At 52.0% G+C, this 19,023-nt stretch carries 19 protein-coding genes and 2 pseudogenes; 9 read left to right on the top strand and 12 right to left on the bottom strand.

The features are described 5' to 3' along the window. The first annotated feature begins 21 nt into the window (after positions 1-21). Complete coding sequence (gene fhuF / locus HV127_RS11390; protein ID WP_182236127.1) at positions 22-810, top strand: siderophore-iron reductase FhuF; 789 nt, start codon at positions 22-24, stop codon at positions 808-810. Positions 811-858: 48 nt separating this feature from the next. Here fhuF and HV127_RS11385 read toward each other — a convergent pair whose 3' ends face one another. Then, positions 859-2,202 carry a PTS sugar transporter subunit IIC gene (locus HV127_RS11385; protein ID WP_182236125.1) on the bottom strand — a complete coding sequence of 448 codons (1,344 nt, stop codon included), beginning with the start codon at positions 2,200-2,202 and terminating at the stop codon, positions 859-861. Between the two features lie 341 nt (positions 2,203-2,543). Between HV127_RS11385 and HV127_RS11380 the strand changes: the two genes are divergently transcribed. Then, positions 2,544-3,002, top strand: a complete 459-nt coding sequence (locus tag HV127_RS11380; RefSeq protein ID WP_182236123.1) for a YbaK/EbsC family protein — start codon at positions 2,544-2,546, stop codon at positions 3,000-3,002. A 13-nt stretch (positions 3,003-3,015) separates the two neighbouring features. On the opposite strand, the gene bglJ is transcribed toward HV127_RS11380, so the two are convergent. Continuing rightward, positions 3,016-3,696 carry a DNA-binding transcriptional activator BglJ gene (gene bglJ / locus HV127_RS11375; protein WP_112215088.1) on the bottom strand — a complete coding sequence of 227 codons (681 nt, stop codon included), beginning with the start codon at positions 3,694-3,696 and terminating at the stop codon, positions 3,016-3,018. Then, a pseudogene (locus HV127_RS11370) lies at positions 3,657-3,923 on the bottom strand (helix-turn-helix domain-containing protein); the annotation flags it as partial. The pseudogene HV127_RS11370 and the gene bglJ, both read right to left, overlap by 40 nt. Before the next feature lie 130 nt (positions 3,924-4,053). Between HV127_RS11370 and HV127_RS11365 the strand changes: the two are divergent. Beyond that, positions 4,054-5,034 carry an IS5-like element IS5 family transposase gene (locus HV127_RS11365; RefSeq protein WP_042934497.1) on the top strand — a complete coding sequence of 327 codons (981 nt, stop codon included), beginning with the start codon at positions 4,054-4,056 and terminating at the stop codon, positions 5,032-5,034. A gap of 145 nt (positions 5,035-5,179) precedes the next feature. Here the strand turns inward: HV127_RS11365 and HV127_RS11360 are convergent. Beyond that, positions 5,180-6,025, bottom strand: a pseudogene (locus HV127_RS11360) (helix-turn-helix domain-containing protein); the annotation flags it as partial. A 21-nt stretch (positions 6,026-6,046) separates the two neighbouring features. Beyond that, a complete protein-coding gene (gene pobA, locus HV127_RS11355) occupies positions 6,047-7,231 on the bottom strand; it encodes a 4-hydroxybenzoate 3-monooxygenase (RefSeq protein WP_182236121.1) in 1,185 nt (394 codons plus the stop codon). A 283-nt stretch (positions 7,232-7,514) separates the two neighbouring features. Between pobA and HV127_RS11350 the strand changes: the two genes are divergently transcribed. From HV127_RS11350 to opgB, 6 genes are all read left to right on the top strand, one after another. After that, the gene (locus HV127_RS11350; protein ID WP_182236119.1) at positions 7,515-8,291 is read left to right on the top strand and encodes a threonine/serine exporter ThrE family protein; all 777 of its coding nucleotides are present in this window, start codon (positions 7,515-7,517) and stop codon (positions 8,289-8,291) included. Beyond that, positions 8,282-8,755, top strand: coding sequence for a threonine/serine exporter (locus HV127_RS11345; protein ID WP_110272712.1), 474 nt, complete (start codon positions 8,282-8,284; stop codon positions 8,753-8,755). The genes HV127_RS11350 and HV127_RS11345 overlap by 10 nt, the downstream gene beginning before the upstream one ends. 109 nt (positions 8,756-8,864) lie before the next feature. Next, on the top strand, positions 8,865-9,404 hold the full coding sequence (gene dnaT / locus HV127_RS11340) for a primosomal protein DnaT (protein ID WP_182236117.1): 540 nt from the start codon (positions 8,865-8,867) through the stop codon (positions 9,402-9,404). Between the two features lie 2 nt (positions 9,405-9,406). Next, positions 9,407-10,144: a DNA replication protein DnaC gene (dnaC, locus tag HV127_RS11335; protein ID WP_181486499.1), complete on the top strand. Its 738-nt coding sequence runs from the start codon at positions 9,407-9,409 to the stop codon at positions 10,142-10,144. Positions 10,145-10,209: 65 nt separating this feature from the next. Then, positions 10,210-10,704 (top strand): DUF2501 domain-containing protein, encoded by a 495-nt coding sequence (locus tag HV127_RS11330; protein ID WP_182236115.1) that lies wholly within the window; start codon positions 10,210-10,212, stop codon positions 10,702-10,704. Between the two features lie 255 nt (positions 10,705-10,959). Then, positions 10,960-13,251 carry a phosphatidylglycerol--membrane-oligosaccharide glycerophosphotransferase gene (gene opgB, locus HV127_RS11325; protein ID WP_182236113.1) on the top strand — a complete coding sequence of 764 codons (2,292 nt, stop codon included), beginning with the start codon at positions 10,960-10,962 and terminating at the stop codon, positions 13,249-13,251. A gap of 53 nt (positions 13,252-13,304) precedes the next feature. On the opposite strand, the gene HV127_RS11320 is transcribed toward opgB, so the two are convergent. The 7 genes from HV127_RS11320 to HV127_RS11290 all read right to left on the bottom strand — a co-directional run bounded on the left by HV127_RS11320 (position 13,305) and on the right by HV127_RS11290 (position 18,992). After that, a complete protein-coding gene (locus HV127_RS11320; RefSeq protein ID WP_182236111.1) occupies positions 13,305-14,225 on the bottom strand; it encodes an Rpn family recombination-promoting nuclease/putative transposase in 921 nt (306 codons plus the stop codon). Between the two features lie 132 nt (positions 14,226-14,357). Further along, positions 14,358-15,368 carry an SIS domain-containing protein gene (locus HV127_RS11315; RefSeq protein WP_182236109.1) on the bottom strand — a complete coding sequence of 337 codons (1,011 nt, stop codon included), beginning with the start codon at positions 15,366-15,368 and terminating at the stop codon, positions 14,358-14,360. A gap of 17 nt (positions 15,369-15,385) precedes the next feature. Further along, positions 15,386-16,447, bottom strand: coding sequence for an SIS domain-containing protein (locus HV127_RS11310; protein WP_182236107.1), 1,062 nt, complete (start codon positions 16,445-16,447; stop codon positions 15,386-15,388). A gap of 12 nt (positions 16,448-16,459) precedes the next feature. Further along, positions 16,460-17,311 carry a PTS system mannose/fructose/sorbose family transporter subunit IID gene (locus HV127_RS11305; protein ID WP_182236105.1) on the bottom strand — a complete coding sequence of 284 codons (852 nt, stop codon included), beginning with the start codon at positions 17,309-17,311 and terminating at the stop codon, positions 16,460-16,462. Continuing rightward, the gene (locus HV127_RS11300; RefSeq protein ID WP_182236103.1) at positions 17,289-18,068 is read right to left on the bottom strand and encodes a PTS sugar transporter subunit IIC; all 780 of its coding nucleotides are present in this window, start codon (positions 18,066-18,068) and stop codon (positions 17,289-17,291) included. The genes HV127_RS11305 and HV127_RS11300 overlap by 23 nt, the downstream gene beginning before the upstream one ends. A gap of 16 nt (positions 18,069-18,084) precedes the next feature. After that, entirely contained in the window at positions 18,085-18,555 is a 471-nt protein-coding gene (locus tag HV127_RS11295) for a PTS sugar transporter subunit IIB (protein ID WP_182236101.1), read from the bottom strand. Positions 18,556-18,569: 14 nt separating this feature from the next. Then, the gene (locus tag HV127_RS11290) at positions 18,570-18,992 is read right to left on the bottom strand and encodes a PTS sugar transporter subunit IIA (protein ID WP_159871329.1); all 423 of its coding nucleotides are present in this window, start codon (positions 18,990-18,992) and stop codon (positions 18,570-18,572) included. Positions 18,993-19,023 lie beyond the last annotated feature (31 nt).

Here is a 19,023-nt window from a genome sequence, read left to right as displayed (position 1 = left end):
TAGATTTGTATCTGACATCCGATGGCTTACCGTTCACTTTCCTTCAGCGATGACATCATCTGGCGGGCTCCGCTCCCTTCGGCTGAGCGTGAACTGGCAAATGCAATCCGCGAAAAAATCACTACCCTACGCCCCCATCTGCTGGATTTTCTCCGTCTGAATGAAGAAGCGCCCCATCATGCATTAACATTGGCAGAATGGTCTCAGCCAATGGCGCTGAGTTCCCTGCTGGCGACGTATTCCGATCATATTTATCGCAACCAACCCACGCAGGTGCGTGAGCAAAAGCCACTGCTATCCCTTTGGGCGCAGTGGTACATCGGTTTACTGATCCCGCCGTTAATGTTGGCTCTGCTGAGCGAAGATCGCGTCATCAGCCTGACACCGGAACATTTTCGGGTTGAGTTTCATGAAACGGGTCGTGCCGCCTGTTTCTGGATTGATGTCCATTGCGCACAAGCTTCATCAGAGCAGTCTGCTCAATCGCGAATGGAAACCCTGGTCACCTGCGCTTTACAGCCCGTCATTCAGGCGCTTGAAGCCACTGGTGATATCAACGGCAAGCTTATCTGGAGCAATACCGGTTACCTAATCAACTGGTATCTGGGTGAAATGAAAGCGTTGCTGGGAGATGAGCAGGTCACCCTTTTACGTCAGCACTGTTTCTTTGAAAAACAGCTTTCCGACGGCCAGGATAACCCGCTGTGGCGTACGGTTGTTTTACGTGAAGGGCAGCTCGTGCGCCGCACCTGCTGCCAGCGTTATCGTCTACCGGATGTTCAGCAGTGCGGGGATTGCACGCTAAAATGACATCGATTTATAGAGCAACGGGCGGCTAATTAAGCCGCCCGTTTACGTTTACGCGGTCTGCTGGCTTTCTTGTGCCAAACGCTGCGCTTCTTCAGCCTCTTGTTCTAACAGTTGCTTCTCATACACTTTAAAGAACGGGAAATAGATAACTGCCGAGACGCATGCCAGGATAATCACCAAAATCGCCGCCCGGAAATCCCACCCCAAGGCCCACGCACCGCCAATCGGTGCCGGGGCGGTCCACGGAACGACAGATATAACCCGGCCAATCAAATCAAGCTTCATTGCCGCCCAGGCCAGCACGGCGTTAACCATTGGTGCCAGCAGGAATGGAATAAAGAACACCGGGTTCATGACAATAGGCGTACCGAAAATAACCGGCTCGTTAATGTTAAACAGGCTAGGCACAACACTCAGACGACCGATTGAGCGCAGATGTGCAGATCGACTGCGCAGGTAGCAGAATACCAGCCCCATCGTTGCTCCTGAACCACCGATTACAATAAAGAATGTCCAGAACGCCTCCATAAAGATATGTGGCAACGGTGCGCCCTGAGCCAGGGCCTGCTGGTTCATCCCAAGGTTAGTCAGCCAGAACATCTGCAGCATACCGGAAACAATAGCCGCACCGTGGATACCCGCGAACCACAGCAAATGACCAACCAGCACCGCCAGTAAAATTGCCGGTAATGAATCCGCCGCAGAAACCAGCGGCTTAAAGATGGCCATGATAGCCTGCGGGATCAGCATATCGAAATGATGCTGGATAAACAGGCTCAGGGGATAGAGCGTTAGGACTACGACCAATACCGGAATCAATAGATCGAAAGAGTTTTTGATCATTGGCGGCACCTGATCCGGAAGGCGAATACCAATATTGTGCGCCTTAAGGAAGCGCATCATTTCAACGCAATAAACAGCCACCAGAATCGCGGTAAAAATCCCCGTCCCGCCCAGGCTATCAACCGGCAAATTGCCGTTTGTCTTCGGCGCCGCTACGAGCAGGAAAGCCATAATTGACAGCATCGCGCACATGAAAGGGTCGAGCTGATTCGTTTTTTCGTAGTGTTTACCCAGGTTGTAGGCAATGGCGGCACAAATGTAGATAGACATGATGCCCATCGTCATATCGAACGGCGTTAAAATGCGCCCTTCAAACTCTTTTGCTAAATCCAGCCACGCGCGAGCAAATCCCCATGTGGTATCCGGCGAAAACGGCGGATAAGCAAATACCAAGAGAAAGGAGCCAACGATCATAAACGGCATTGCAGAGATAAAGCCGTCGCGAATAGCCATAACATGGCGCTGAGACGAAATGCGTCCGGCGACCGGGCTGATGTAATTTTCTACAAAGCGGAATATCAGATTAAATGCAGCATGGTTAGCAGACATAGCAGCCCTCCTGACAGGCTATAGAAACAGGCCCAACAATGATTATCTTGCCGTTGTGGTAAACCTAATTCGGTGAGTGGATTAGCACGGCGGATAACCCACTGGCTATACTGCTCAAATAGGCACGACTCATACACGGCTCTTTTGTTATAGATGACGCAGGGAAGTTACTATTTCAGTATTCATCGCATGACGGATAACTGCAACCGGTTACAGTAACCGGTTGCGGTGATTGTGAAGAAGATCCAGGAATTAGAAAGATTCTTGATTGTCTGCCAACAATATTTACACTTTGCGAAGCTTATTACAGATTTTTAACAGACACTCTTCAGGAGATCGCAATGAGTCTGCAGTCCGTGCGGCAATTTTTTGCTGACCACGCCCCCGATATCGAAATCATCGAACTTAACCAGAGTACGGCTACGGTGGCACTAGCTGCTGCAGCGCATAAAGTTGAGCCCGGGCAAATAGCGAAAACTCTGTCTTTAAAAGTAAAAGAACGGGTTGTACTTGTTGTCGCAAAGGGCGATGCGCGTCTGGATAACAAAAAGCTGAAGGAAGCGTTCGGTGCGAAAGCACGTATGCTGAGTAGTGATGAGGTAGTTACGTTAACCGGGCACCCCGTTGGCGGGGTTTGCCCATTTGGCCTGGAAGTTCCACTGGCGGTTTACTGTGACATTTCGCTGAAACAGTACCCGGAAGTTCTACCAGCAGCAGGGTCAATCCATAGCGCCGTTCGTATTTCACCCGAACGAATGGCGCGGTTGACTGATGCAACCTGGATTGACGTTTGTCTTTAATAAACGGCTAACGCTACAGGGCGAGCCGCATACCTCTGGTATCATCGTTATTCGCTGACAAGCGCATCAGAATATCTGCTGCGCTCAGGAGGCCCATATCTGAACTGACGCCAAGTTTGGTCATAGCGTTAAATTTATGAGCGCGAATAGTTTTGATGTTTCGCTCCAACTGTGTCGCAATCTCAGGCAACGAATAACCGTAAGACATATAGCGCAGAATGGTATGTTCCGTCGGGCTCAGAATTTGGTTACATAAACCCTGTTTTTGGTTTACAACGCTCTCATTGGCCTGATGACTATGGTCGAGGAGCTGAAGCAACCGTTCCTGTAACTGTATACGACAAGCTGATTTATTAAAAATACCATGCAAACGGGAAGGCGTAAGGTGACTAATCAGTCGCATTTCCGCTTCATCAGTAGCTAAGACAATTCTCTGCATTTCAGGACAATAACGCGCAATTTCGTGGAGAAAAAGTAAACTCTCCAGTCGGGACCTGCGATTACCAGAAAGTGAAAAAATAATCGCAGTAAAATCTTTAGATTTAAGTTCTCGCTTTAATGCCTGAGTATCTTTAAAGAAGCGGACACTATAATTCTTGCCGCTTTCACGAGTTAATATGTGGCGAAGAGCCACTTCAGTCATCGCGCATTTTTCTACGACAGCGACATATCGTGTTGTGAGATCTTTTTCCATTCCGATTGGTCTCCATAGGCTGAATAAATATTCAGCTCCTTCATTCCCTGTGCACTATTAATCCAGGCATACATCTCTGCATTACTGCGCAAAGACAAACGGCGCATCGCACTATTTTTTTGCGCGCTTATGGTTTTATTACTTTTTTTCAATAACGCAGCAATTTGATTAATTCCCCATCCTTTGGCAAGAAGCCTCAGGACCTTACGCTCAGAAAGCGTCAGAATGACCAACTTTTGCTGCTCTTCGCCAATATTCGCCATCTCTGGTGAGAATAAGGTCTGACTAAGGAAGGTGCGAACAAGTCCCTGATATGAGATCATGTTTGTCATCTGGAGCCATGGAACAGGGTTCATCATGAGTCATCAACTTACCTTCGCCGACAGTGAATTCAGCAGTAAGCGCCGTCAGACCAGAAAAGAGATTTTCTTGTCCCGTATGGAGCAGATTCTGCCATGGCAAAACATGGTGGAAGTCATCGAGCCGTTTTACCCCAAGGCTGGTAATGGCCGGCGACCTTATCCGCTGGAAACCATGCTACGCATTCACTGCATGCAGCATTGGTACAACCTGAGCGATGGCGCGATGGAAGATGCTCTGTACGAAATCGCCTCCATGCGTCGGTTTGCCCGGTTATCCCTGGATAGCGCCTTGCCTGACCGCACCACCATCATGAATTTCCGCCACCTGCTGGAGCAGCATCAACTGGCCCGCCAATTGTTCAAGACCATCAATCGCTGGCTGGCCGAAGCAGGCGTCATGATGACTCAAGGCACCTTGGTCGATGCCACCATCATTGAGGCACCCAGCTCGACCAAGAACAAAGAGCAGCAACGCGATCCGGAGATGCATCAGACCAAGAAAGGCAATCAGTGGCACTTTGGCATGAAGGCCCACATTGGTGTCGATGCCAAGAGTGGCCTGACCCACAGCCTAGTCACCACCGCGGCCAACGAGCATGACCTCAATCAGCTGGGTAATCTGCTGCATGGAGAGGAGCAATTTGTCTCAGCCGATGCCGGCTACCAAGGGGCGCCACAGCGCGAGGAGCTGGCCGAGGTGGATGTGGACTGGCTGATCGCCGAGCGCCCCGGCAAGGTAAGAACCTTGAAACAGCATCCACGCAAGAACAAAACGGCCATCAACATCGAATACATGAAAGCCAGCATCCGGGCCAAGGTGGAGCACCCATTTCGCATCATCAAGCGACAGTTCGGCTTCGTGAAAGCCAGATACAAGGGGTTGCTGAAAAACGATAACCAACTGGCGATGTTATTCACGCTGGCCAACCTGTTTCGGGCGGACCAAATGATACGTCAGTGGGAGAGATCTCACTAAAAACTGGGGATAACGCCTTAAATGGCGAAGAAACGGTCTAAATAGGCTGATTCAAGGCATTTACGGGAGAAAAAATCGGCTCAAACATGAAGAAATGAAATGACTGAGTCAGCCGAGAAGAATTTCCCCGCTTATTCGCACCTTCCTTAGGCGATTCACCGTTATAGCGCCGAAAAAAACGGGAGAAATAAGCGGCATCAGTAAATCCTAAATAATCAGAAAGTTGCGCAATAGTCATGCTGGTGTATTGCAGGTTACGGCGCGCCTCAAGCATCAACCTTTGATGTAAAACCCCCAGCGCGCTGCAGCCGTAAAATTCACGGCACAAATAATTCAGGTGAGTCGCAGAGAGCCCCACCAGCCTGGCATACTCTATTAAAGGCATATGTTCACGATAATGGCTTTCAATGAGGCGAGAGAAATGGCGCATAACGCTACGCTTACGTTCAGCTTTGTCCTCCGCTATCCGCGCTGGGAGATACTGTCGGTTCAGCCATACCAATAATGCACCCAGCAACGAATGCAGCATCATTTCGCGCGCATCATGATCCTCGCTGTACTCTTCCCGTAAAGCAGTAAACAGCGCCCGGATATGACTCCGGGACTCTTTCACCGACACGCATTGTGGCTGACCGAGTACATCCAACTGACGACCAAACTGGTTTTCAAAACGTCTGAGCAGCGGTAGCGCCAGTGACAAAACGTATCCTTCCGTGCCCGGAGAAAACCGAAACCCGTGAATACAAAGCGCAGGAACAACCTGAATGCAGGCTTCAGTCATCACCGTGGTTGCCCCTTCGATTTCGATTTCCGCCCGCCCTTTATGCAGATAAAGCAGCTGCACCAGCTCAGCATGCTGATGCACGCGGATATGCCATTCATACAGACGACTACGCTGAAGTATCGATTCGCAGTGCAGGAGGTCGGGAGTTGGCCAGCCGCGATCTTCGCCATACAGTTTAAAAACGGGAACGGTTTTCGCTGCCTGCATGACGCCTCCTGCTCATTTCGCTTATGCCACGCGCTCGATCGGCAGACCGACGTAGTTTTCAGCGATAGTGGTGAGCCCAGCACGAGACTCAAGATAATAGCGACGATCTGCCGCCTGCATTTTTCTATCAAACTCGCTTTGTTGCGGGAAATCATGCAACAGGCGAGTCATAAACCAGCTGAATCGCTCACCTTTCCACACGCGGTCCAGGGCGAAGCGGGAGTAGCTTGCCAACAGGTCAGCGCGACCATGGTGGTAATATTCGCGTAGGATTCGCCACAAATAGTTCACATCAGATGCTGCCAGATTCAATCCTTTCGCCCCGGTAGGCGGAACGATATGCGCCGCGTCCCCTACCAGAAATAGCCTCCCATATTGCATGGGTTCCACCACATAACTGCGTAGCGGCGCAATACTCTTCTCAAGTGAGTGACCAGTCACTAACCTGGTAGCCAGCTCATCGGGCAAGCGCAGCTTCAACTCTTCCCAGAAACGTTCATCAGCCCAGTCATCAACCTTTTCGCTTAGCGGTACCTGTAAATAGTAGCGGCTTCGAGTTAGTGAGCGCTGACTACACAGTACAAAGCCGCGCTCATGATGGGCATAAATCAGCTCCGGGTTAACTGGTGGCGTATCGGCCAGCAGCCCCAGCCAGCCAAACGGCCAGACGCTTTCATACTCTTTAAGAACCCCTGACGGGATACTTTGTCGGGAAACGCCGTGAAATCCGTCACAACCGGCAATAAAATCGCACTCCAGCAGATGTTTTTCGCCGTTGCTGACAAAAGAGACGGACGGCCGGTCACTTTTCGCATCATTAATCGTGACATCGCTGACGCCATAAATAATCGGTGCTCCGCATTCCGCCCGCGCCGCCATTAAATCCCGCGTCACTTCGGTCTGACCGTAAACCATCACGCTTTTACCTTCAGTAAGCTCCGTCAGAGCAACCGGCACGCGCTTGCCGTCAAACAAAAACTCAACCCCATGATGTACCAGCCCTTCCGCATCCATCCGCCGGGCAGCCCCTGCTTCACGCAGCAAATCCACCGTTCCACTTTCCAGAATCCCCGCGCGGATCCGCCCCAACACGTACTCTGGCGTTTGCCGTTCGAGGATGACGGTTTGGATCCCGGCGCGATGTAATAACTGCCCTAACAGCAGTCCGGAAGGACCCGCTCCGATAATCGCAATCTGTGTTCTCATAGGGTCACCTCAGTATGGTTAATTATTTGTTTGTTTTTTGTTTATTAAAAGTTCCAATTTGCATTTTTGATAAGTCTGAGGGGAAAAAGAAGGGAAGAATGAGTACAAAAATTGCACTTTTCACCAATTTTACGAAAATGCGGCAGGGATCAAATTCCAGGAGGTCAGCAGGGCGGGTGATTTTTTACACATTGTTTGATCCTGACCGCTCAGATAAAGCAAGACTTCAGGTAAAAGTATCGACAGACACTACGGCATCGGGCATCACGGACAGCAGGTATTTATGCAAGCAGACAGGGCAACTCAGCGCGCAATCACGCGATTGTGCATTCAATGTGGTCTTTTCTTATTACAGCACGGCGCAGAGAGCGCACTGGTTGAAGAGCTTTCAACACGTTTGGGCCGGGCGTTGGGTATGGATAGCGTTGAAAGCGCGATTTCCTCTAACGCGATCGTGCTCACAACAATAAAGGATGGCGAATGCCTGACGTCAACGCGAAAAAATACCGATCGCGGCATCAACATGCACGTTGTCACGGAGGTTCAGCATATTGTCATCATGGCGGAGCATAAGTTACTGGATTATAAAGATGTTGAAAAACGCTTTGCTCAAATCAAACCGTTGCGCTATCCGCGCTGGTTGCTGGTTGTCATGGTTGGCCTCTCCTGTGCCTGCTTCTGCAAACTCAATAACGGCGGCTGGGATGGTGCTCTCGTCACCTTTTGCGCCAGTTCAGTAGCAATGTATATTCGCCAGTTGTTAACCCATCGCTCAATGCATCCGCAGATTAACTTCTGCCTCACTGCCTTTGCGGCGACCACAATTTCTGGGCTCATGCTGCGCCTGCCTATTTTCGCCACGACGCCGACGGTAGCAATGGCCGCCAGCGTGCTATTGCTGGTACCCGGCTTCCCGCTGATTAACTCCGTTGCCGACATGTTTAAAGGACATATCAATACCGGCCTGGCCCGCTGGGCTATCGCCAGTCTGCTCACCCTCGCCACCTGTATTGGCGTGGTAATGGCAATGACGATGTGGGGGCTGCGCGGATGGGCATAATCATGTATCTCTTCGCCCTGCTGCAGGATATGGCCCTGGCCGCTATTCCCGCCGTTGGCTTCGCTATGGTATTTAACGTACCGCAGCGCGCGCTGCGCTGGTGTGCTTTGTTGGGTGCCATCGGTCATGGTTCTCGCATGGTGATGATGACGGCAGGCTTTAATATCGAATGGGCGACTTTCCTTGCCGCTCTGCTGGTTGGCAGTATCGGGATCCAATGGTCCCGTTGGTATCTGGCGCACCCGAAAATTTTCACCGTTGCGGCGGTCATTCCGATGTTTCCCGGTATCTCCGCCTATACCGCGATGATCTCGGCGGTAAAAATCAGCCATTTTGGTTACTCAGAAGAGATGATGATTATGCTGTTGAGTAACTTTCTCAAAGCCTCATCTATTGTTGGCGCGTTATCTATCGGTCTTTCTATTCCAGGGCTTTGGCTGTATCGCAAGCGCCCGCGCGTATAGCCGAGCGCGCCGCGGGGTCACCTGCGCGCTCCTTCCAGAGCGACCTCTGTGCTACTATGTGTGCAGTTACCCCCTTTCTATATTAGTTGTTCAGAGTTGAGATTGATTTATGTCTTCACGAGTATTAACTACCGATTTTAGCGGTCTGGATGACTTCATGCAGGATCACGCAGCGGTACTGGCAAAATCGACCAGCGGCGCCGTCGCTGTATTTGCCAACAACGCCCCCGCATTCTATGCGCTGACGCCGGAGCGTCTGGCTCAATTGCTGGAGCTGGAAGCAAAACTCTCGCGCCCCAATAGCGACATTGCCCTGGACGCGCAGTTTTTTGATGAGCCAACGGCGGTCCCTGTTGCGGTACCGATGGGAAAATTCCCGATGTACGCCGACTGGCAGCCGGATGCAGACTTTCAGCGCCTGGCCGCGCTCTGGGGTATCGCCCTGAGCCAGCCGGTCACGCCGGAAGAACTCGCCGCGTTTGTCACCTACTGGCAGGCGGAAGGTAAAGTCTTCCATCATGTCCAATGGCAGCAGAAGCTGGCGCGCAGCGTGCAGATTGGCAGAGCCAGCAACGGCGGCCAGCCGCGACGTGACGTCAACGCGATTAGCGAACCTGATAACCATATTCCACGAGGATTCCGAGGATGAGCATGAAAAATGTCGGCGATTTAATGAAGCGCCTGCAAAAGATGATGCCAGCCCATGTCGAACCCGCGTTTAAGACAGGTGAAGAGCTACTGGCATGGCAAAAAGAACAAGGCAAGCTGCGTTCGGAAGCACTGGAGCGTGAAAACCGCGCCATGAAAATGCAGCGAACGTTTAACCGCTCCGGTATCCGCCCACTGCACCAGAACTGCTCTCTGGATAACTATCGGGTGGAATGTGAAGGCCAGATGATCGCACTTTCCCGAGCGCGCCAGTACGTCGAAGAGTTCGACGGCAATATCGCCAGCTTTATTTTCTCGGGCAAGCCTGGCACCGGTAAAAATCACCTCGCCGCCGCCATCTGCAATGAGCTGCTGCTGCGGGGCAAGTCGGTGTTGATTATTACCGTCGCCGATATTATGTCAGCGATGAAAGATACTTTCGGCAATCGGGAAACCAGCGAAGAGCAGCTTCTTACCGACCTGAGCAAGGTCGATTTACTGGTGATAGACGAAATTGGTATGCAAACGGAGTCACGCTACGAGAAAGTCATCATTAACCAGATTGTCGATCGCCGCTCCTCGTCGAAGCGTCCTACCGGCATGCTCACCAACAGCACTATGGAAGAAATGAATAAGCTGCTCGGCGAACGTGTCATGGATCGTATGCGTCTGGGAAATAGCCTATGGGTCAATTTTAACTGGGATAGCTATCGCGATCGCGTGACCGGAAAAGAGTATTAAGATATTTCTTAACTCCGCCAGCGTTATACTGAAAACATTATTCCGTTACGGCGAAGAGTATGTCTATGAAATCTGCAAAAATGTTGTTCCGCACGGTAGTGGCGGCGGGTGCTTTAATGACTTTCGGTGCCCACGCCACCTCCTGGCAGGATTCTCTTTCCAGCGCCGCTAACCAGCTCAGCAGCCAAAGCGGTAGCCAGCAAAGCGGCGGCATGTCGCTCTCATCGCTCACCAGCCTGTTGAACGGTGGCAACCAGTCGCTAACCTCCAGCAGCATGAATAATGCCGCCGGGATTATGTCTTACTGCGCGAAACAGAAGCTGGCCTCGGTGACAAATACCGAAAACGTCAAAAATCAGCTTCTGGATAAACTGGGTCTGAGCACGCCAGAAAAACAAAAAGAAGATACCAGCTATCTTAATGGTCTTCAGGGGCTGTTGAGTAATAAAGACGGCCAGCAGTTGAATTTAAATACCCTCGGCAGCAGCCCGCTGGCGGAGAAAGTAAAAACTAAAGCCTGCGATCTGGTATTAAAACAGGGCGTTAGCTTCCTCTCCTGATCCTCCTCTTAATGCCGCGTTTAGCGCTGTTGTTCCGCCAGCGCGGCCACAGCGCTGATTTTTAACATCTCTGCCCCTTGAGCCCCCTTCATATATGATGTGAGGCGAGTCAAAAACGGCGATTTCTAAACCAATTCTGAACCACAGCACAAATTCATGACGATACAATTGCGGCGATATGGCGCTGCAATTACAGTGTAGCGTGAAAAAAGATCTATCTGGCCAGCCGACAACTGGCGTGAATGAGGATGAGCTGTGTCAGAGTTGTTATCCATCGCCCTGTTTCTTGCTTCGGTGATGATTTACGCATTAAAAGCCGGTCGTAATACCTGGTGGTTCGCCGCCACGCTCACGGTGCTGGGCCTGTTCGTTATTCTCAACATTACCCTCTACGCCAGCGATTACTTCACCGGCGACGGTATTAATGACGCGGTACTCTATACGTTGACCAACAGCCTGACGGGCGCAGGCGTGAGCAAATATATTCTGCCGGGCGTTGGTCTGGTCGTAGCGCTGGTTGCGGTATTCGGCGCGCTCGGCTGGGTACTGCGCCGCCGCCGGCATCATCCTCATCATTTTGGTTATAGTCTGGTGGCGCTGGTTCTGGCACTGGCGTCAGTGGATGCCAGCCCGGCCTTCCGCCAGATTAGCGAGCTGGTCAAATCCCAATCGCGCGATGGCGATCCGGATTTCGTGGCTTACTACAAAGAGCCCGCGAAGAGCATAGCTAATCCGAAGCTGAACCTGGTATATATCTACGGTGAAAGCCTTGAGCGCACTTATTTTGATAACGATGCGTTCCCCAATTTGACTCCTGAACTCGGCAAACTCAAAAACGAGGGGCTGGATTTCAGCAATACCGCCCAGTTACCGGGTACCGACTACACCATTGCAGGAATGGTTGCCTCCCAATGCGGGATCCCTCTGTTTGCGCCGTTCGAAGGTAACGCCTCAGCTTCGGTCTCCAGCTTTTTCCCGCAGAATATCTGCCTGGGCGATATCCTGAAAAACTCCGGCTACGAAAACTACTTCGTCCAGGGAGCGAACCTGCGCTTCGCCGGAAAAGATGTGTTCCTGAAATCTCACGGCTTCGATCACCTGTACGGGGCGGAAGAGCTGAAATCAACGGTTGCCGATCCAACTTATCGTAACGACTGGGGTTTCTACGACGACACCGTCCTTGATGAAACGTGGAAAAAATTCGAAGAGCTTTCACAATCCGGGAAGCGCTTTTCGCTGTTTGCTCTGACGGTCGACACTCATCATCCGGATGGCTTTATCTCCCGTACCTGCCAGCGCAAAAGCTACGACATGGACGGCAAAAAGAACCTTTCTTTCAGCGCCGTTTCCTGCAGCCAGGAGCATATCGCAGCGCTAATTGAGAAAATTAAAGCCTCGCCGTGGTTCAAAAATACGGTCATCGTGGTTTCTTCCGATCACCTGGCGATGAAAAACAGCGCCTGGGATTATCTGAATAAACAGGATCGCAGCAACCTGTTTTTCGTCCTGCGCGGTGATGAACCCCAGCAGGATACGCTGGCGGTTAAGCGTAATACCATGGACAACGGCGCGACGGTGCTGGATATCCTCGGCGGCGATAACTTTATTGGCCTCGGGCGCAGCAGCCTGTCCGCAGAGTCGCTTTCGGCGATTTTCCTCAATATGAAAGAGAAAGTACTGGCGTGGAAGCCCGACGTCATCCGCCTGTGGAACTTCCCTAAAGAGATGAAGAATTTCACCGTTGATTCGCAGAAGAATATGATTTCCTTCTCCGGCAGTCATTTCCGCCTGCCGCTGCTGCTGCGTATCTCCGATAAGCGCGTTGAGCCGCTGCCGGAAAGCGAATACTCCGCCCCGCTGCGCTTCCAGCTGGCCGATTTCGCCCCGCGCGATAACTTTGTCTGGGTCGACCGCTGCTACAAGATGGGCCAGCTATGGTCGCCGGAGCTGGCGCTCTCCACCGACTGGTGCGTATCGCAGGGCCAGTTGGGCGGCGAACAGCAAGTCCAGCGCGTAGACAAAGCCCAGTGGCAAGGCAAGACGGCGTTCAAAGATACCCTTATCGATATGGAGCGCTATAAAGGCAACGTCGATACCTTGAAAATTGTCGATAACAACATCCGTTACAAGGCCGACAGCTTTGTCTTCAACGTCGCCGGTGCGCCTGAGGAAGTAAAACAATTCAGCGGTATTTCCCGCCCGGAATCATGGGGACGTTGGTCCAACGCGCAGCTCGGCAATGAAGTGAAAATTGAATATAAAGAGCCGCTGCCGGAGAAATTCGATCTGGTCATTACCGCCAAAGCCTACGGACCGAATGCTAATAAACCGATTCCGGTACGCGTCGGCGATAGCGAGCAAACGCTCACTTTGGCCAATGATGTCACCACAACTACCCTGCACTTCGATAATCCGTCGCGCAGCAATACCTTAACTATTGCGCCGCCGGATCCGCAGTCAACCAACGAGGGCAATATTCTCGGCCACTCCCCACGCCAGTTGGGTATCGGCATGGTTGAAATCAAAGTGGTGAAAAGCGAAGGGTAAACAATCCTGCCCGGCGAACTTTCGCGCCGGGCAACAGTTTCAGGAGTCAGGTGTTAACAATAAAGCGGCTTTAATTCATCTGCCGAAAGCCCGGTAATCTTCTGCACCGTCTCTTTGTCCAGGCCGTTCTGCAACATACTGCTGGCAATGCGCAGCGCCTCGCGTCGGCTCCCTTCCTCTAAGCCCTCCAGGTGTCCTTCTTCCCGGCCTTCTTGCTTAATTTTTTGAGCAATAGACATCAACCTCTCCTCATACTGTGGCAGACGGCGGGCCAGTCGGCGGATAAACACGCTCGGATCGGTGGTATTACCGTACTGCAGCATATAGTGAAACAGCATTCTCAGCTGCCGACGGTTAGTGTATCCCAGCATCACAACAGCCGCCAACGACTCTGTGATCCCAGTGAGATCGCGCTGGCGAATATGCTTTTGCATTAGCTCAAGTAGAGCAACCCGACGATGCTGGACAATTTCATCATCCGGCATCACCGTGACATCAACCAGCGGAAACTGGCAGCCATACAGCTTCTTCGCCATCTCCGGATCAGTAAACTCATCCAGCCAGTTCAGGGAGAAGGGATAGGGGCTGGTCACGCCATGATAAAAGAGCATCGGCACCACCAGCGGCAGCTCTTTATGCCCGGCATCCAAATGCCGCTGCATCGCGGCAATCGCATATCGCATTAATCGAAAAGCCATATGATTATCCGGCGAGCTCTGGTGTTCTATCACCACATAGACGTATCCCAGACCAGAGGTGGTTTGTACTGACCACAACACATCCGAATACCAGGCGCGCAGATCTTCATCGACGAAACTCGCCGGCTCCAGCCGCAGCGTCGCAAAATCACACTGCTGACGGATCTCTTCGGGAAGGTAGAGCGTGAGGAAATCATTCGCCGTCTCCGGGTGGCGAAGAAATCGCTTGAATACCGCATCGTGAGGCGTCGAAGTAATACGTTTTTTCATGGCCATCCGCTTGCCAGAAAGAGAAGGAAAGCCGGACTCTACCACCGGTTTTTACCCGGCTGGATTTGGTGATGATTTTCTGGGAAGCGCCTCGGAGAATAACGTAGCGGCCAGCAAGCTGGCCGCCATAGACAAGACTTAGTAATCAAACTGCCGGTAATAACGACGGATATTCAGGTCGTGACCAGTGTGGTGTTCAAAGTGGGCCGCCAGCCTGTCCACCAGCAGGGTAGACACCACGCACGGCGCCATAATCCAGCGGAAAGCGTCATCAATGCCGTTCAGCGGATAGTCGCGCGGGTCGATAACCACCAGGTGGTCAGTTATCTTCTGCGCAAAGCGCTCGACGCGCTCGTCCAGCGCCCGACATTTGCCCTCGCCTTTCACCAGGAACAGCGGTACCTCTTTTTCCAGCAGCTCCAGGGTGCCGTGGAAAAACTCGGCCGAACTCACCGACTTGGTTCGCTTCCACTGCATCTCTTCGAGAATACACATCGAGAACAGGTAGACTTCCCCCCACATTTCCGCCCCGCCAATCCACATCATGTAATCGCTGGTATGATATTGTGCAGCGATTTTATCCGCCTGCGGATCGAACTGGCGCTTGGCCTGCAGCAGATTTTCCGGCAGCAATTCCAGCTGGCTGGCAAAACGGTCATAATCAGCAAACTCGCCATGACGATAAATCACGCGGAAGAATAACCAGTACAACAGCATATACTCATATTCCACGCCGTTCTTGTGGCACATCGGAATATGCCAACTGGCGGCCTCAGCTAATGGTGAATCAGCATTACGTGTAATCGCCACCACGCGAATTCCCTGCGCCTTGCACCATTCAGCAATCGCTACCGACTCTTTGGTATCGCCCGATTTTGATAACGTCACAACAACCGCATCTTTATTTAGTTTTTTATGTCCGTGATGAATTAATTCCGCCGCTTGTTCAAGATAAACCGGCAGCCCAGTTAATTCTTTAGCAAACTCATTAATGGCCATCATCGGGGCTAAAGAACCGCCTACTGAAACAAAAAATAATGCACTACAGCCACTGTGATAAATATCGTCGGCGACGTTTTCTGCCTGTTGGCGCGCAGAGATTATCTCGCGAGCACTGGTCAGGTACTCGTCCTGATTAAAACCCAACATAGTTTTCTCCTGAATAATCAGATTTTACTTTTTAATACGCGGTCAAAATCGTCAAAAATACGTATTGCAAGATCGATGCCCTTGAGTCCGGCGGTATGCCAGGCGAGCATTTGGATTGGCACAATCAGCAGCAGCGGCGCCAGGTGATGTTCACACGGGCAATTTAGCGCCAGCGTTTGCTCATCTTCCTCACCGTTCAGCGTCAACGTAAAGGCCCGGGCAATGGACGGCGCCATATAATCGCGTAGAGCACGGGTGCGCTCATCCGGCGCGTCTTCAATAAACAGCATCACATGGCGGGCATTGGCCTCCAGATAAGGGCCGTGCATATACGCTTCCAGTTCAAAACCGCTGGAGGGCACGCGTACCGTCTCGGTAAATTTGGTTTCGAACTCCTTCGCCACCCCAACCAGCGCGCCATAGCCGGTGGCGACGAAGCGCTCGCCGCCGCGTAGCGTTTCACCATGCTTATCGATAAAACGCGAAGTGCGGGTCATCACATCCGGGATCGCCAGCGCCAGGCGTTGTAGCTCTGCAATATAGCGCTGCTCCTCAGCCTCACTGACTTTCCCCTGGCTGCGGGCAATTATCAGAGCCATCAGCAGCAGATTCAGCACCGTGGCGCTAAATCCTCGAGTGACAAACCCCACGCTCTCGATGCCGGTATTGATATCCAGCACCCCATCGCAGGCCTGAGCTATCGGGCTTTGCGGGTCGGAGGTCAGGGCAAAGACCGGTAGATTCGCCGCCTGCACTTTACGCATCGCCTCCAGCGTCGAGGCGCTTTTTCCGCTCTGCGAAATCGCCACCACCAGGTCGGTATGCGGGTCGATAGCTTCGTAATGGGTGAAGTTGTACGGCTCTTTAATTTCAACCAGCACGCCGAAGCGTTGTTCAAAAAAATAGCGTGCACAAAGGGCGGCATTTAGCGACGATCCGGTCGCCAGCAGCAGAATACGCCGCACCGGGTGCTGGCGAGCAAAGGTGTCAATCGCCGCCAGCTTTTGCCGGTAGTCGCGAAGGATCTGCGTCAGGCAGGCGGATTCTTCACTGATGTAAGTCATCATCGTTGGTTTCATAGCTCACTCCCGTTAAAACAATCCAATCCACGAGCCCGCAATACCCACCAGCGCCATACCGCCGATGATAGAGAGCGGCTTAACCTTGCGCCCCAGCAGCCAGTAGACAATGCCGAAACTCACCAACGGCAGCATGCAGGGCATGATGTCGTTGATAATGTCCTGCACCTGCGTCTTCGCCTCCCCGGCGCCGAAAGAAATGGGGATGGTGATATCAATCATTGAAGCGGTCATCGCCCCCACCACCATCAGACCGATAATCGACGCCCCGTAGGTCAGGCTCTCCATCATTCCGCTCTTCTGGATCCGCTGTAGCACCCCGGTTCCCAGTACATAACCCCAGCGCGTAAACAGCCAGCGCACCAGAATATGCGGCACGTTAAACACCAGCAGAAATAGAATCGGCCCAAGAATGTTGCCCTTCAGCGCCAGGCTGGTGCCAATACCGGTGGCGATCAGGCGCAGCGTGCCCCAGAAGAAGGAGTCACCCAGCCCGGCCAGCGGCCCCATCAGCGACGCTTTGACGTTATCAATCGCGTTGGCATCCATGTTTTTCTGCTGGCTATTTTTCTCCTCCATCGCCGTGGTGATCCCCAGCAGCAGGGTGACGATATGCGGCGTGGTATTGAAGAACACCAGATGCCGTTTTAATGCTCCAGCCAGCTCCTCTTTGCGCGGATAGAGCTTTTTCAGCACCGGAATCAGCGCGTAAACAAAGGCGAGATTCATCTGCCGCTCATAGTTCCAGGAGAACTCCATCTGGAAGGAGCGCCAGAACACCCGGCGTAAATCGCGCGGCGTAATACGGGTTTCTTCCTGCTCCTGCGGCGGTAGGGTCTCTTCAGAAATCATCTTCGTCGTCATCGCTGACTCCTTGTTCTGTCGTCGTACGAGGTGAGCTAAACACGGTGACGTTAACCATCACTACCGCCACGATAGCGCCGAGAATGGCGATGCCGGTCACCGGGATTTTCAGGTAGGCCATCAGCACGAAGCCGAGGAAAAAGTACGGCGCGACCTTCTTATTAATCAGTAATCTGGCGAGCATCGCGAAGCCCAGCGCAGGAATAATTCCGGTCGCCACGCTCAGTCCGTGTTTAATAAATTCCGGGATCGTATCGAGCAGAGATTTCACCGCATTGCTGCCGACCAGGAACGACACGGTCACCACCGTCGCCAGCATCAACGACAACCCAAATCCGGCAATCAGATGCATTCGTTCAATGCCGCGCGTATCCGCTTGTTCCGCATAGCCGTCAGCCTTCTGGCTAAGCATCGGAATAAACATCCCCAGATAGACGTTTTTCAGGATCAACGTCAGGGTGGCAATCGGCAGGCCGAGCAGCAGCGCCGTTTCCGTTCCCGCGCCGGAGGTAATGGCGAACGCCACCCCAAGAATGCCGCCGGTGACCACATCAGGCGGGATCGACGCGCCGACGGAGAAGGAGCCAATAAACGCCAGCTCCAGCGTCGCGCCCATGATCACGCCGGTCTGCACATCCCCGAGCACCAGCCCGGTCAGCAGCCCGGTGACGATAGGCCGTGAAATCAGCGACGTCCCCAATGCGTATTCTGATTGCGCAATAAACGCCACCAGACCGAGTAACAGAGCCTCTACCATAATCTGTCCTCCGGAATTAAACACATTCCGCAAAAAGCTGTTTGCGATCGTTAGGGACCTGGCGAATTTCAACCTCAACGCCATTCCCAACCAGTTGTTGCAGCTGTTCTATTTCTTTTGGCAGTAAATTAATGGCCTTAGAGATATTCTGGCTGCCCTCTTTCGCTTTAATCCCGCCAAGATTAATGCTCTTGATATTTCCCACCGCATTGGCAATACGCCAGGCATCGTCCACCGATTCAACAACAATAAATAAATTATATTTATCGGTAACGCCGCTTTTAATTGCCTCAATGGAGTCATCAATATTTTTAATCACCAGTTTTACCGACGGCGGCTTCGCGAGTTTAATCGTCGTTTTACGCAGTTCATCGTTAGGGACATTATCGTTAGCGATCAAAATACAATCGGCACCGACATATTGCGTCCAGGAAAAGGCTACCTGTCCGTGAAGTAATCGATGGTCTACCCTTAAAAGCGTAATCATAGTGTTCCCTCATTTCAGAAGTCTTTATCAGTGGTCATCGCACTGGCAATCGTCTGATTGCAGTACTGAATGCTCTCTTTGGCGCTTATTAATGCTTCAGAAATTAGCTTTTCGGTATTTTCTTCCCCTGCAGAAATAAGCAGGTCAATAATTAATGGTAAATTTAAACCGGACAATAAATGAAAGTGCGGGCGCGATAAAAAGCGCACAAACTCATTATTGACGCTACCGGCGAAGATATCCGTAATCACTATCAGTTCATCCTCGGCGGGAAAACGCGCCAGCAGCGTCTCCACCTGCTGCGTCAGATCGACTTCCTCCTCCACATAGGCGCACAGGGTATGAATATCCGGCTGTTTACCGAGGATCAGCTCCACGGAATTCAACAGACCGTTAGCAAAGGTGCCATGGCTGGCAAAAATATAGTGTCGTTTCATCCTTACCTCGAAAGCGCATTCCACTGCTTTC

Source organism: Klebsiella sp. RHBSTW-00215 (assembly GCF_014103785.1).
Taxonomy (GTDB): Bacteria; Pseudomonadota; Gammaproteobacteria; order Enterobacterales; family Enterobacteriaceae; genus Klebsiella.
This window is presented reverse-complemented; position numbering and strand designations above follow the sequence as displayed.